General features: G+C 40.9%; 14 protein-coding genes. 2 read left to right on the top strand and 12 right to left on the bottom strand.

Annotation, left to right across the window (positions count from 1 at the left end; translation table 11 throughout):
• Window positions 1-74 precede the first annotated feature (74 nt).
• Window positions 75-299, bottom strand: coding sequence for a DNA-directed RNA polymerase subunit omega (gene rpoZ / locus D3873_RS04590; RefSeq protein ID WP_119882931.1), 225 nt, complete (start codon window positions 297-299; stop codon window positions 75-77).
• Between the two features lie 2 nt (window positions 300-301).
• Entirely contained in the window at window positions 302-919 is a 618-nt protein-coding gene (gene gmk / locus D3873_RS04585; protein ID WP_119882930.1) for a guanylate kinase, read from the bottom strand.
• Window positions 920-1,020: 101 nt separating this feature from the next.
• Between gmk and D3873_RS04580 the strand changes: the two genes are divergently transcribed.
• Both D3873_RS04580 and D3873_RS04575 read left to right on the top strand, forming a co-directional pair.
• Window positions 1,021-2,712, top strand: coding sequence for an Rqc2 family fibronectin-binding protein (locus tag D3873_RS04580; protein WP_119882929.1), 1,692 nt, complete (start codon window positions 1,021-1,023; stop codon window positions 2,710-2,712).
• A 28-nt stretch (window positions 2,713-2,740) separates the two neighbouring features.
• A complete protein-coding gene (locus D3873_RS04575; RefSeq protein WP_119882928.1) occupies window positions 2,741-3,124 on the top strand; it encodes a VOC family protein in 384 nt (127 codons plus the stop codon).
• Between the two features lie 378 nt (window positions 3,125-3,502).
• Here the strand turns inward: D3873_RS04575 and pyrE are convergent, their stop codons facing one another.
• From pyrE to pyrR, 10 genes are all read right to left on the bottom strand, one after another.
• Window positions 3,503-4,132 carry an orotate phosphoribosyltransferase gene (gene pyrE / locus D3873_RS04570; protein ID WP_119882927.1) on the bottom strand — a complete coding sequence of 210 codons (630 nt, stop codon included), beginning with the start codon at window positions 4,130-4,132 and terminating at the stop codon, window positions 3,503-3,505.
• Between the two features lies 1 nt (window position 4,133).
• Window positions 4,134-4,841, bottom strand: a complete 708-nt coding sequence (gene pyrF / locus D3873_RS04565) for an orotidine-5'-phosphate decarboxylase (protein ID WP_119882926.1) — start codon at window positions 4,839-4,841, stop codon at window positions 4,134-4,136.
• Window positions 4,838-5,749 carry a dihydroorotate dehydrogenase gene (locus tag D3873_RS04560; RefSeq protein ID WP_119882925.1) on the bottom strand — a complete coding sequence of 304 codons (912 nt, stop codon included), beginning with the start codon at window positions 5,747-5,749 and terminating at the stop codon, window positions 4,838-4,840. Before D3873_RS04560 ends, pyrF begins: the two co-directional genes overlap by 4 nt.
• On the bottom strand, window positions 5,746-6,522 hold the full coding sequence (locus D3873_RS04555) for a dihydroorotate dehydrogenase electron transfer subunit (RefSeq protein WP_119882924.1): 777 nt from the start codon (window positions 6,520-6,522) through the stop codon (window positions 5,746-5,748). Before D3873_RS04555 ends, D3873_RS04560 begins: the two co-directional genes overlap by 4 nt.
• A complete protein-coding gene (gene carB, locus D3873_RS04550) occupies window positions 6,519-9,716 on the bottom strand; it encodes a carbamoyl-phosphate synthase large subunit (protein WP_119882923.1) in 3,198 nt (1,065 codons plus the stop codon). The genes D3873_RS04555 and carB overlap by 4 nt, the downstream gene beginning before the upstream one ends.
• On the bottom strand, window positions 9,709-10,806 hold the full coding sequence (locus D3873_RS04545; RefSeq protein WP_119882922.1) for a carbamoyl phosphate synthase small subunit: 1,098 nt from the start codon (window positions 10,804-10,806) through the stop codon (window positions 9,709-9,711). The genes carB and D3873_RS04545 overlap by 8 nt, the downstream gene beginning before the upstream one ends.
• A complete protein-coding gene (locus tag D3873_RS04540) occupies window positions 10,803-12,083 on the bottom strand; it encodes a dihydroorotase (RefSeq protein ID WP_119882921.1) in 1,281 nt (426 codons plus the stop codon). Before D3873_RS04540 ends, D3873_RS04545 begins: the two co-directional genes overlap by 4 nt.
• On the bottom strand, window positions 12,080-12,961 hold the full coding sequence (locus tag D3873_RS04535) for an aspartate carbamoyltransferase catalytic subunit (protein WP_119882920.1): 882 nt from the start codon (window positions 12,959-12,961) through the stop codon (window positions 12,080-12,082). The genes D3873_RS04540 and D3873_RS04535 overlap by 4 nt, the downstream gene beginning before the upstream one ends.
• 125 nt (window positions 12,962-13,086) lie before the next feature.
• Window positions 13,087-14,376, bottom strand: a complete 1,290-nt coding sequence (locus tag D3873_RS04530) for a solute carrier family 23 protein (RefSeq protein WP_119882919.1) — start codon at window positions 14,374-14,376, stop codon at window positions 13,087-13,089.
• Window positions 14,377-14,390: 14 nt separating this feature from the next.
• The gene (pyrR, locus tag D3873_RS04525; RefSeq protein ID WP_119884474.1) at window positions 14,391-14,927 is read right to left on the bottom strand and encodes a bifunctional pyr operon transcriptional regulator/uracil phosphoribosyltransferase PyrR; all 537 of its coding nucleotides are present in this window, start codon (window positions 14,925-14,927) and stop codon (window positions 14,391-14,393) included.
• Window positions 14,928-15,047 lie beyond the last annotated feature (120 nt).

The following is a 15,047-nucleotide window of genomic DNA, read 5'->3' as shown; positions in this document are numbered from 1 at the left end:
ATAATTCTCCTTTTCGAACAACAAACTCCCTATGCATCGAAATGACAAAGGGAGTTTGAGATTCATGTTAGTGTTTATACTTCGTCTTCATAAATAGCGTCGGCATCTTGTTTCACTTTCTTAAGAGCTCCTTGCGCTACTTCTTCTAAAGCTTTTCCTACGTACTTTTCAGATACGTAATCATCTAGCTTTTCTCCACCTTGTTCTTGCATTTGACGTGCACGCTTTGACGCAAGACTTACTAAAGAATACTTTGAATCAATTTTGCTTTTTAATGAATCCACTGATGGATATAACATATTTATTTTCCCTCCAACATACGATAATATCGTTTTTCTACACGTTCTCTGCGGCAATGTTCTGCCATTACGATTGCATTAATACGGTCACAAGCTTTTGTCACTTCATCATTTTCTACGACATAATCGTATAAATTCATCATTTCTAGTTCTTGCTTTGCTGCTTGAATACGAGAAGCAATCACATCATCTGTTTCTGTCCCTCTACCAACTAAGCGCTCTTCGAGAGCTGATAGACTTGGAGGAGCTAAGAAAATAAATAAGGCATTCGGTGCTTTCTCACGAACTTGAGCTGCACCTTGAACTTCAATTTCTAAAAATACGTCTCTGCCAGAATCAAGTGTTTCATTCACATAATCTAGTGGAGTTCCGTAATAATTTCCAACATACGAAGCGTATTCTAATAGCTTTCCTTGTTGAATAAGTGATTCAAAATTTTCATGTGTTTGGAAAAAATAATCGACTCCATCTACTTCCCCCACTCTTGGTTGGCGAGTGGTCATTGAAATGGAATACTCATAATTTGTATCCGGTGTTGAAAATAATTCTTTTCGTACTGTTCCTTTTCCAACGCCAGAAGGCCCGGAAAGAACAATTAAAATTCCACGTTCTTTTTGCATGTAATCCCTCTTTACCTTTTCGTACAAACTTAAGCAATTATACCACACAATGGAGTAGAAATGATAAGATAGAGCAAAACGTTTTTTAAGGGAGTGACACCATGGCTTTTGACGGGTTATTTACTAAAGCGATGGTTTCGGAATTGCAACCACTTGTTTCGGGACGCATCACAAAGATTCACCAACCAAATCAAACAGAGATCGTCGTTCAAATTCGAGCAGCTGGTTCGAATCACAAAGTTTTATTCTCCATACATCCTTCTTATGCAAGGATTCACATAACATCGGAAGCAATTGACAATCCACCAGAGCCACCAATGTTTTGTATGTTGATGAGAAAACATTTAGAAGGCGGATTCATTTCCTCCATTACACAGCATGAGATGGACCGTTTAATTGTTTTTACGATTGAAAGCTCCGACGAGATTGGCGATAAAGTCACGCGAGAACTTCATATTGAAATTATGGGTCGACATAGCAACATATTGTTAGTCGATCCAAAGCGGAACGTATTACTCGATAGTTTAAAACATGTATCGCCGAGTGAAAACAGGCATCGTTCGCTTATGCCAGGCGCTACCTATGTGGCACCACCTTCCCAACATAAATTGGCACCACAAGATGCAACAAAATCAGATATTGAGTCACTTCTTGCGTCGGAGGATTCTGTTAACAGTGTCGTTGCAACTATTGCCGGATTTTCAAAACTACACGCAGAAGAGCTTGTGTATCAACTTCGTAAGTCAATGAACAAATATGACACGTACCAACAATTTATTGCGTCATTTGATCATAAAAATCCAGAAGGCTATTATTACCAAGTTGGTGCAAAGTCCATTTTTTCTTCGATTGAACTTTCACATTTACAGGTTGAACCGACTAAGTTTGCAACATTAGGTCAACTTCTCGATAAAATTTTCTTCGCAAAAGCGGAACGGGATCGCGTGAAACAACAAGCGGGAGATTTAGAAAAATGGTTAACAAATGAACTTGCCAAGCTTCGATTAAAAAGTAAGAAACTTCAAAAAGAACGACAATCAGCGGAAAAGTTGGATACCTACAAACAAAAAGGTGAATTATTAACTGCGAATATTTATCAGCTTGAAAAAGGAATGACAGAAGCAACACTTTTAAATTATTATGAGGACGATTCGCCAGAAGTGACCATCGCTCTGGATCCAAGAAAGACACCTGTTGAAAATGCACAAGCTTTTTATTCCAAATATAATAAAGCGAAAACGGCATTGATTAAAACAGAGGAACAACTTCGAAAAACATCGCAAGATTTAGAATATCTTGAACTGATTCAACAACAGTTGATGCATGCCTCTACAGAAGATATTCGTGAAATTCGCGAGGAGTTAGCTGAAGAAGGCTGGCTAAAACATCGCAAAAGCAAGCAGAAAAAGAAAGCATCATTGCCTCTTCCTGAAAAATTCGTGTCAACAACCGGCACTCCTATCTCAGTGGGAAAAAATAATAAGCAAAACGATTATGTGACGTTTAAGTTAGCGAAAAAAAGTGATCTTTGGCTTCATACAAAGGATATACCGGGTTCGCATGTCGTCATTCATCACGACAATCCAGATGAAGAGACCATTATAGAAGCTGCCACATTAGCTGCCTATTTCAGCAAAGCGCGAGAATCATCTTCTGTTCCCGTTGATTATACGGTTATACGTCAAGTGAAAAAACCAAATGGATCCAAACCAGGATTCGTCATTTACTTTGAACAAAAGACGGTTTTTGTCACGCCTGACGAAGATGTTGTAAGAAAATTACGGAAAAAATGATACTACCAATCGTAAAGGGGTTTTTCAAATGGCACTCACCACTTCTCCAATTGCAGCAAAGGTAAACAATGTATTTATCCATGTATCGAATTTACATGATTCAGTAAAATGGTATAGTGAACTACTCGGATTGCCGATGCCAGAGGGAAAAGTGGAGTCACCGGTCTACAACATTCCAGTGACAAGCACTACGGGGTTGACGTTAGATGATCATACGTTTGATCCAGGGTTTCGGTTCCAAGCAGCAAACCACGTTTTATTTAACTTATATACAGAAAATATCGATGAAGCATATGACTTTTTAACATCAAAAGGTGTCGAGATTGTTCGAGAAATCGAACGATTCGGAGATTTTGCCTATTTTAATTTCCAAGATCCCGACGGAAATGTTCTGATGATCTGTACTAATTAGGTAGCTACATCTGTGAAGTCTAAAGGTTCACGTAGTATGTAGACCAACATTATTCCTCCGATTATTGAAGATAGATCTTTTGAAAACATAAAATCCGAACAAATTCGACAGTGCTTAAGAAGCTCGAATTCGTTCGGATTTTTATTTTTGAGACGGTTTGAGTCACGCCTTCTTTTTTATTAGCGGGAAAATCGTCCGTCTGAACTCCCGCGCTGATAGAACGGACGTAACCGCTTATAGCGATCTAACTTTTACAATCATTTGATGTACGTACTAATATTTTATTCCACTGAGATAGATCATTCTAGTAGATGTGTTTACTATCAACTATTCTTCGTGAATGAAGCCCCCAGGAATGAATTGATCGCTCACACTCGATTATACTAACTCCCCTTTTCGGAGTTTTGTATGCCACTCTTTTAATGGTTCTGCATCTTCCGAAGAAATAGCCCCAGATACAATCGCCTCTTTGGAGAGTGTCTCAAAATCCGTTAAGGAGATGGACGGAATCCCTAATTCTTGAAATGCTTCTTCTGCTCGATCAAGTCCATACGAAAAGATCGATACCACACCTAGTACTTCACAACCCGCTTCTTGTAAAGCTCGTACAGCCTCAATACTAGATCCACCTGTGGAGATTAAATCTTCGATCACCACTGCTTTTTGCCCCGGGACTAATCTGCCTTCAATTTGATTTCCACGTCCGTGTTTTTTTGCACTCGAACGCACATATACCATCGGTAGTTCCATTTTATCGCTTACCCAAGCGGCATGTGGTATTCCCGCTGTTGCTGTTCCAGCAAGCACTTCCACTTCAGAAAAGTAGGAAGAGATGACTTCTGCCATAGCGGAAGCAATTTCTTTCCGTGTAGCAGGATACGACATGGTTAATCGGTTATCACAGTAAATAGGTGATTTAATTCCTGATGCCCATGTAAACGGATCTTGTGGACGCAATTCTACCGCTTGTACGTCCAGTAATGCTCGTGCAATTGTTTCTTTCGTCATTTCAGTCACGCTCCCAATCATTTTGCACACTACGATATGCTGCTACTGGATTCTTGTCTTGTGTAATCGTTCGACCAACGACGATATAACTACTTCCTAATTGTTTGGCTAAATTAGGCGTCGCTACACGTTTCTGGTCGTGGTGATTTCCTTCAGTTAGACGTATTCCTGGTGTGACGAGTAGGAAGTCGTCGCCTATGTTTTCTCGTAGCATATCTGCTTCCAAACTAGAACATACAACGCCATCTAACCCCGCTGTTTGGGCCAATTTTGCATAATGAAGCACCGAGTCTCGAAGGGATAACTCACTTTTTTGCTCACTTCGAACTAATTCTTCCGAACTCGACGTAAGTTGTGTCACCGCAATCAGTTTAGGCAGTTCGCTTCCTTCTGCTAAACCGTCTTCTAGTCCTCGTTTTGCAGCTTGCATCATCTCTATCCCACCAGCAGCGTGCACATTCACCATATCCACGCCTAGTTTCGCAAGTCCTTTCATGGCGGAATACACAGTATTCGGAATGTCATGTAGCTTTAAATCTAGAAATACGGCATGTCCTAATGCTTTAAGTTTCCGGACAACAGAAGGACCTTCTTGGTAATAAAGCTCCATTCCAACTTTGACAAATAGCGGTTCCGAAAATGAGTGTAAAAACTGCACTGCTTCCTCTTTTGTTGCAAAGTCTAATGCCACAATAATTGGACGTGTCATCGATGTGCCCTCCCTACAAGCTCTGAAATATGTGCTACACCTAATGCATCTAAATAGTCTGGAAGTTCTTCAATAATGGTTGGGCAAATAAACGGATCCACGAAGTTTGCCGTTCCGACAGCTACTGCGTCTGCCCCTACGGACATAAAATCAATAACATCTTGTGTTGAAGCAACTCCCCCCATTCCAATGATAGGAATGGAAACCGCTTGTCGTACTTCATAAACCATGCGAATTGCCACTGGTTTAACAGAAGGTCCTGATAATCCTCCCGTTTTATTTGCTAACACTGGTTTACCTGTTCGTTCGTCAACACGCATCCCAAGTAATGTATTAATCATCGTAATTCCATCTGCGCCTGCTTCTTCAACCGCTTTCGCAATAGTGGTAATATCCGTTACATTTGGAGATAATTTGACGTAGACCGGGACGGAGGATACTTCTTTTACCGCTGCCGTTAATTCCGCTGCAACTACCGGATCAGTTCCAAATGTAATACCTCCACATTTTACATTGGGACAAGAAATATTTAATTCTAACGCATGTACATTTGGTGCTGCTGAAATGTGTTTCGCCACTTCCACGTAATCTTCTGTTAGTGTTCCAGCCACATTGGCAATAATCGGGATGTCGTATTGAGCTAAGAATGGTAGCTCCTCCGTTAAGACTTTTTGTAAACCAGGATTTTGTAATCCGATCGCATTTAACATCCCACTCGATGTTTCTGCTACACGTGGTGTTGGATTTCCAAGACGCGTTTCGAATGTTGTGGCTTTAATCATAATGGACCCTAATAAGGACAAATCATATAAATTAGCATATTCTCTACCGAATCCGAAGCATCCTGAAGCAGGCATAATTGGATTTTTTAATTCTAACCCTGGCAATGAAACACTTAATCGATTCATAGGGAAATCACCCCCGCAGGAAATACTGGGCCATCCGAACAAATTTTCACATATTCTTTATCCGGTAAAGATTCTGTTTTACAGACACAAGCAAAACATGCACCTATGCCACATCCCATTCGTTCTTCGAATGATAAGAATCCCGGAATAGTTGGCATCTGATGTTGAAGTGCACGAAGCATTGGAGTTGGTCCACATGCATAATACGTTTGAAAATTAGCTGGTAGTACTTCAATCGCATCTGTCACAAACCCTTTTGTTCCTCGAGAGCCATCTATGGTGCAAACAATCGTCTCACCTAGTGCACGAAATTTTTCTTCGTAAAAAACGACGGACTCTGTTAGAAATCCCAATACATGAATCGTTTGGATTCCATTTTCGTTTAAGCGTTTGGAAAGCTCATAGAGTGGTGGAACTCCAATTCCTCCTCCTACTAAAAGTACAGTTGAACCTTTTTCGTCGTGATGGAGCGGGAACCCATGTCCGAGCGGACCTAAGACGTCTAATTCTTCTCCCACTTGCTTTCGTGAAAGCAACGTTGTTCCTCGACCATCCGCTCGATAAATCATAGTGAATTCTAACGTTTCTCGATCAATGGAAGCTATACTGATTGGTCTCCGAAGTAATGGTTCATAGGAATCGGACACTCGTACATGCACAAATTGTCCAGGTTCTTTCATTTCTGAAACAAGTTGGCCAATACACGTCAACTCAAAAATGTTTTCTGCGAGTTGTTTGTGCCGGACAATTTGCATCCGCTCTTGTCGAATCAATGCGTTGCCCCCTTGGAAGTCATTTCCATCGTTTGGAATGTCATGGACTCAATGACTTTTAATAGTGCAGAAGCTGTGTCGAGTGAAGTTAAGCAAGCAATCCCATTTTCAACTGCTTCTCGACGAATTCGGAAACCATCCCGCTCTGGTTGTTTTCCTTTCGTCAACGTATTAATGACTAAACTTGCTTCTCCTTGTTGGATCACATCTAGAAGTGTATGTCCTTCTTCTCCGATTTTTTGAACGGTTTTCACCGTAATTCCTGCTTGACGGAGATTATTCGCAGTACCTTCTGTCGCAAGAAGGGAAAAACCAATGTCCGCAAAACGTCTCGCGATTTCTAGTGCTTCTTTTTTATCTTTGTCGGAAATGGTAAGCAGCACCGATCCGTGATCTTTAATTTCCATTCCAGCAGCGACTAATCCTTTGTACAATGCTTTTTCTAGCGTGATATCTTTCCCCATTACTTCCCCCGTCGATTTCATTTCCGGTCCAAGCGTAATGTCCACACGACGAAGTTTTGCAAAACTAAAGACCGGTACTTTTACAAACACTCCCGGCTGAATTGGAGCAAGACCAGTAGGCACGTTTTGTTCCGAAAGTTTTTTTCCTAAAATGACTTTCGTTGCAACGTTTGCCATCGGAATATGCGTAATTTTGCTTAAAAACGGAACCGTTCTACTCGAACGAGGGTTTACTTCAATGACATATACTTGTCCTTCGGAAATAACATACTGGATATTTAATAGCCCTTTAATCTTTAATCCTTTTGCTAGCCTTGTCGTATAATCCACTAAAGTCTCGACTTGGGAAGTACTAAGTGATTGAGGTGGATAGACTGCAATCGAATCACCCGAGTGAACTCCTGCGCGTTCAATATGTTCCATAATTCCTGGAATACATACCTGTTCTCCATCAGAAATAGCGTCTACTTCGATTTCAACTCCCGTTAAATACTTGTCAATGAGTACGGGGTGTTCCGGACTTGCTTCGACCGCATTAGTCATATAATGAGCAAGTTCCGTCTCATTGTAGACAATCTCCATTGCTCTTCCTCCAAGAACATACGACGGACGGACGAGTACTGGATAGCCAATGGAATTTCCGATTGTGATAGCTTCTTCAGCAGAAATTGCTGTTTTTCCAAGTGGCTGTGGAATGTCAATATCCCGAAGCGTTTGCTCAAACTTATTCCTGTTTTCTGCACGATCTAAATCTTCTAGCGATGTACCTAAAATCTTTACGCCTCGTTCTTGTAAACCTGCTGCTAAATTGATCGCCGTCTGTCCACCAAATTGGACGATGACGCCTTCTGGTTGTTCTAAATCCACGATGTGCATAACATCTTCAATGGTAAGCGGCTCGAAATATAATTTATCTGAAATGGAGAAATCAGTAGAAACTGTTTCTGGGTTATTGTTAATAATAATTGCTTCGTATCCCGCTTCTTTAATTGCCCAAACGGAGTGAACCGTCGCATAGTCGAACTCTACACCTTGTCCTATACGAATTGGTCCTGAACCAAGAACGATGACACTTTTTTTATCTGTTCGAATTGATTCGTTTTCTTCTTCGTAAGTACCGTAAAAGTATGGGGTTGTGCTCTCAAATTCTGCAGCACACGTATCCACCATTTTGTAGACAGGCTGTAGCTGATGATTTTTACGGAAATCATAGACTTCTTTTGCTGTCGTATTCCATAAGGTTGCTAACGTATCATCCGAGTAACCTATCTTTTTTGCTTTTGTTGTCAAGTCCACATCAAAAGGCGCATCTTCTAATGCTTTTTCCAGAGCGACGATTTTATGAAACTTGTGTAAAAAGAATCGATCGATTTGGCTCCAGTCGTGAATTTCATCAATAGAAATCCCTCGACGAAGTGCTTCTCCGATAAAGAACAATCGTTCATCTCCTGCTCGACGGATTCTCTTTTCAATCCATTCCATGCTATGTTCATGACCTTTTTTTAACTGGAGATGTGTTTGACCAGTCTCTAGTGAACGGACTGCTTTTAAGATGGCTTCTTCAAAATTTCTTCCAATCGACATAACTTCGCCTGTCGCTTTCATTTGCGTTCCTAAGTTTCGTTTTGCTGATTCAAACTTATCAAATGGCCATCTTGGTATTTTCGCGACAACATAATCAAGAGCCGGTTCAAAACAAGCGTAGCTCGTATTCGTGACAGGATTTTTCATTTCGTCTAACGTTAAACCAACCGCAATTTTTGCAGCAAGTTTTGCAATAGGATACCCGGTTGCTTTTGAAGCGAGCGCCGAAGAACGACTAACTCGCGGATTTACTTCAATAATGTAATATTGAAAACTATGAGGGTCTAAAGCTAATTGAACATTACATCCACCTTCGATTTTGAGGGCACGAATAATTTTCAACGATACGTTACGTAACATTTGGTACTCTCTGTCAGACAGCGTTTGACTAGGTGCAACTACAATGGAATCTCCCGTGTGAATGCCTACTGGGTCAATATTCTCCATGTTACATACAACAATCGCTTGATCATTTGCATCTCTCATTACTTCATATTCAATTTCTTTAAATCCTGCGATCGACTTTTCGAGTAAACATTGTGTGACGGGACTATATTTTAACCCACTAGCCACCGTTTCCCGAAGTTCTTCTTCATTGTTGCAAATTCCTCCACCTGTTCCTCCGAGTGTAAAAGCTGGGCGAACAATGACAGGGTAACCAATTTGGTCCGTGAATTCGAGCGCTTCTGCAATTGTATGCACAATTTCACTTTCAGGAACAGGCTCATTTAGTTCACTCATTAATCGGCGAAACAAATCCCGGTCTTCTGCTTGGTGAATAGCGTGTAATTTTGTTCCTAAAATTTCAATTCCTAATTCTTTTAGGATGCCACTCTCATCTAGTTCAATTGCCATATTTAAGCCTGTTTGCCCACCTAATGTAGGAAGAATCGCATCCGGCATTTCTTTTCGTAAAATTCGACTAACAAAATCCAGCGTAATCGGTTCTATATACACTTTATCTGCAATTTCCGTATCGGTCATAATCGTTGCCGGATTGGAATTAATTAAAATGACGCGGTAACCTTCTTCTTTTAATGCAAGACAAGCTTGTGTTCCTGCATAGTCAAATTCTGCCGCTTGTCCAATCACAATCGGTCCCGATCCAATTACTAATATACTTTGAATATCTTGACGTTTAGGCACGTTGACGTTCCCCCTTTTCACTTTTCACCATTAAGTCGATAAATTCATCAAATAAATGATTCGAATCTTCTGGTCCAGGTGACGCTTCTGGATGATACTGAACGGTAAACACTGGATGCGTCGCATGCTTTAATCCCTCAATGGACCCGTCGTTTAACGCGATATGAGTAACTTCAATTTCTGTTTGTTCCAATGAAGTTGGGATAACAGTATAGCCATGATTTTGGGAAGTTAATTCCGTTTTTCCGGTTTTCAACTCTTTCACAGGATGGTTTGCTCCGCGATGTCCGAATGTTAGTTTTTCGGTATCAGCTCCACTCGCAAGCGCAAACAACTGATGTCCTAAACAAATGCCAAAGACAGGAATTTGTCCGATTAACTGTCTGACAGTTTCAATTGCTTCTGGTACGTCTTTTGGATCTCCTGGGCCATTTGATAACATGACACCATCTGGAGACATGGCTAAAATATCCTTGGCAGTTGTATTGTATGGCACCACTAAAACATCGCAATCTCTCTTGTTTAATTCTCGTAAAATTCCGTGTTTCATGCCAAAATCCATTAATACAACACGTTGTCCTCTCCCTGGACTTGGATACGCTTTTTTCGTCGAAACGCTTTCCACTTGGTTTTTTGGAAGCTCAAAACGTGCTAATTTCTCCAACATTATGTCTAATTGAAGGGCCTCTCCTGTTTTTGTAAAGACACCTTTTAAGGATCCGTGTATCCTTAAAATTCTTGTTAATCTTCTCGTATCGATGTCTTGTATCCCTGGAATATTCTTTTGACTAAACAGTTCTTCTAGCGAGTAGTCCGATCTAAAATTGGATGGATAGTCTGCGAGTTCTTTTACCACCATGCCACTGAGAGCAGGTTGAATGGATTCAAAATCATCCCGATTCACGCCGTAATTTCCAATTAACGGATATGTCATTGTAATGATTTGTCCAAAATAAGATGGATCCGATAACGTTTCTTGATAGCCTGTCATTCCTGTCGTAAAAACGACTTCCCCGAAAGATTCTTCTTCGTGACCAAACCCAATGCCTTCAAATACATCGCCAGTTTCTAGTACTAAATATCGTTTCATGCGTTCTCCTCCTGCCAAACAATTTCTCCTGCTACCATTGTCTTTACTGGCCACCCTGTACATGTTCTGCCTTGAAATGGTGTGTTTCTCCCTTTCGAAAGAAACGTTTCTGCGTCAATTGCTCGTTCTTTCGTTAAATCTAAAAATACGAGGTCTGCAACTGCACCTTGTTCTACTTTTCCGTAAGGCATTCCAAATACTTCAGCTGGTTTAATGGCCAAATAGTTTATTAATTGTTGCAATGTCCATTTCCCTGTCTTGACGAAAGCATCATGTAACAAAGGGAAAGCTGTTTCGAGACCAACGATCCCAAATGGTGCTTTTTCCATCCCATGTGACTTTTCCTCTGCCATGTGCGGTGCGTGGTCAGTGGCGATAAAATCGAGCGTACCTTCTTCTAACCCTTGTATGAGCGCTAATTGGTCTTCTTTTCCTCGAAGAGGAGGATTCATCTTCCAATTAGCATCATTTGACGGGATGTCTTCTTCAGTTAACAACAGGTGATGTGGGCTGACTTCCGCAGTCACTCGAATACCGGCTGCTTTTGCATCTCGTATCACTCTTACTGATTCTTTTGAGCTGACATGGCAAACATGGTAGTGAACGCCAGTAGCTTCAGCTAATAAAACATCTCGTGCAATTTGGACGCACTCGGATATAGAAGGAATGCCTGAAAGATCGAGTTCCTTATTTCGTTTGCCCTCGTGCATAACGCCTTGAAAAACAAGCGTGTTTTCTTCACAATGTGCGACAATTGGCATTTCTACTCGTGCCGCTTCTGTCATTGCTTGAAGCATCCTATCTGCTTGTTGAACGCCTACACCATCGTCTGTAAAAGCAAATGCTCCTAACTTTTTAAGCGCCTCAAAATCAACCAGCTCTTTTCCCGCTTGGCGAACTGTAATGGAAGCATATGGTAGTACACGTACATAGGCATTTTCACGAATTTTCAGTTGGAGATCGTATAAATGTTCTTCCGAATCAGGCACAGGTTTCGTATTAGGCATCGCACAAATCGTTGTGAATCCGCCTTTTGCAGCTGCAAGCGTGCCTGTTTCAATCGTTTCTTTTCTCTCTCCTCCTGGTTCGCGAAGGTGCACATGGACATCTACAAATCCTGGACTTACAAACATTCCTTTTCCATCTAGTTTCGGCGCATTTTCTTCAACACTTGCTGGATTCACTGCTTGAATGACACCATTTTCTATCAATAAAGAACAATCATGCTCCAATTTTCCGTTTACTAGTAGTTGAATATTATGAATGTACGTTTTCATTCTTGATCTCCTCCTAAAATAAATTCGAGCATTGCCATTCTCATATAAACACCGTTTTCCATTTGCTTAAAAATTCTCGATTTATCACTTTCGACTAGTTCAGACGCTATTTCCACTCCTCTATTAACAGGAGCAGGGTGCATAATAATAGCCGTATCTTTTAATTCGTTGTACCGTTCTACCGTTAAACCATACAAGTCATGATACGTATCTGTTCCAAAAGACTGGTCGGGTTGATGTCGTTCGTGTTGAACACGGAGTAACATGACGACGTCCGCTGTCGAAAGGACGGAATCCCAATTCGGTAAACAGTCAAATTCACCTGACCATTCTGGGGGTGCAACATATTGGACGTTCGCACCTAATTTGCTTAGTGCTTGTGCGTTGGATCTTGCAACTCGGCTATGTGCGATGTCACCTGCTATCACAACAGAAAGTTCCTTAAATGTCCCAAATTCTTCATATATGGTGAACAAATCGAGTAAACTTTGCGATGGATGTTGCCCAGAACCATCTCCTGCGTTGATTATCTTCATCTTTGTATTCGCAAGAAGTTCTTCGTAATAGTTTTCTTCACTTGAACGAATCACTACCACTTCCACGCCAATTGCTTCAAGCGTTTTCACTGTGTCTAACAATGTCTCGCCTTTATTCACAGAAGAAGTGGATGCGTCAAACGGAATTACGTGCATCCCGAGTTTCCGTTCTGCCACTTCAAAACTTACCTTTGTACGTGTACTGTCTTCAAAAAACAAATTACTGACAAAGTGTGGATACTCTTTCTGATGTTGCTCGGTATGTTTGAATGATGCTGCTTGTTTAATCAACTGCATAATATTCTCATTTGATAGATCTTTCATCGTCACGAGGTGGTTCATCGTTTCTCCTCCTATAAAAAATGCCTCTCCAGTAACTAGGAGAGGCATCACAAGATAACAGAAAATAAACCTATACGTGCATAGATTTAATCCCCATTCCCTTATTAGCCTCACGGGACTACATGTTAAACGGAATGTTCAGAAGAGGTATTCTTTTTTTCATATGGTAGAACGGCATTGAGCAGGACCCCAATGATAGCCGCTAGAGCCATTCCACTCAGTTCAAAATAATCAGTGAAGTGTATTTTCGCACCACCAATTCCAATGACCAAAATAATCGATGAGATGACTAAATTTCGTTTGTCACCAAAGTCAATATTTCCATCTACTAACATTCTAAGACCGGATGATGCGATGATTCCAAATAACAAGATCGAAATTCCGCCAAGTACATTCGCGGGTATTGTTGCAATTAACGCCATCAATTTCCCTAAAAAGGAAGTACCGATTGCCGCAATTGCTGCGCCGAAAATAACGTATATACTGTAGACGCGAGTAACGGCAAGCACGCCAATGTTCTCCCCGTATGTTGTTTTAGGAGGTCCGCCTAGTAACCCACTGACAAACGTTCCAAGTCCGTCACCTAGTAAAGAGCGATGCAATCCTGGTTCCTTGATAAAATCACGATCCACTACTTTTCCTAACACTAGCTGATGTCCTATATGCTCAGAAATCGTCACAATCGCGATAGGCATCATGATCAGTAACAAATTCGCAGTTACTACTACATCATAATCTAGGATGGGTAAATAAAAATCTGGTATCGCAAAAAAGGAAGCTTCTTTTACCGTTGTGAAATCGACAATACCAATAAGGAGCGAATACACGTATCCGATAATGATTCCTACTAATACAGGCATCAAACTAATAGTTCCGCGAACAAACATCATCGTAATGACTGCTGCAGCTAACGTGACAAGTGCAGCGGAAAAGTGTTTCATACTATAGACAGATTGATTATCTACTTGAATATTCATAGCCATGTCAATCGCAACTGGTGATAAAGCAAGACCTATTACGATAATAATGGGTGCAACAACGATTGGAGGAAGCAATCTCATAATCCATTGATAGCCGGTAAGGCGGATAACGAGAGCTACGACGAAATAAATAAGTGCTACAAACAAGCTCCCAATCATGGCGCCGCCAAGACCTGCTTCCGCTGTGGCATATGTAATTGGCGCAATAAAAGCAAAAGATGATCCTAAATATGCTGGGACTTGAAATTTTGTGACAAATAAGAAGATAATTGTCGCGATACCACTAGTTAATAGCGCAATAGCGGGACTTAATCCAACAAGTTGTGGAACAAGAATGGTTGCTCCAAACATGGCAAACATGTGTTGCAAACTTAAGGTGATCATCTTTCCTGTTGAAGGTTTATCTTGAATATCAATGACTGCTGACTGACTCATAAAACATCTCCTGACTATTCGTGAATGACTACTTTTTCGGTTTGATCAATTTCTTCTAATTCGACTACTATTCGTTCTTGTTTCGAGGTAGGAATATTTTTCCCAACATAATCTGCTCGTATGGGAAGTTCGCGATGTCCCCGATCAATTAGCACAGCTAACTGGATTTGGGAAGGTCTTCCTAAGTCCATGACCGCATCCATGGCTGCACGTACAGTTCTTCCTGTATAGAGTACATCATCGACTAAAATCACTTTTTGATCTGTAACATCATGTGCGATGGCAACATCTTGTACGAGAGGCTCTTTTGTTTCACTTTTCACTGTTAGATCATCTCGGTAAAGCGTAATATCCAGCTCACCTGCACGAATTTCTTTCCCTTCGATTTCAGCGATTTTTTTCGCTAACCGTTTTGCTAAAAATGCACCTCGTGTTTTTATTCCCACAAGAATACATTCATCAATTCCTTTGTTTCGTTCGATAATTTCATGTGCAATACGTGTCACAGCTCTCCCAATCGCTTTTTCATCTAATATGTGTGCTTTTTCCACCACTGTCAGAACTCCTTTCTTGCATTTTTCGATAAAAAAATCCCCCAGCCTAGTAGACTGGGGGATATACATACAGAAAATGTATACAAAGCAGCGAAAACAGAACCTCTCGGGTACTAT

The sequence above is a fragment of the Paenisporosarcina cavernae genome (assembly GCF_003595195.1).
Taxonomy (GTDB): Bacteria; Bacillota; Bacilli; order Bacillales_A; family Planococcaceae; genus Paenisporosarcina; species Paenisporosarcina cavernae.
The sequence above is the reverse complement of the archived record's forward strand: the minus strand, read 5'-3'. Positions and strand labels throughout refer to the sequence as shown.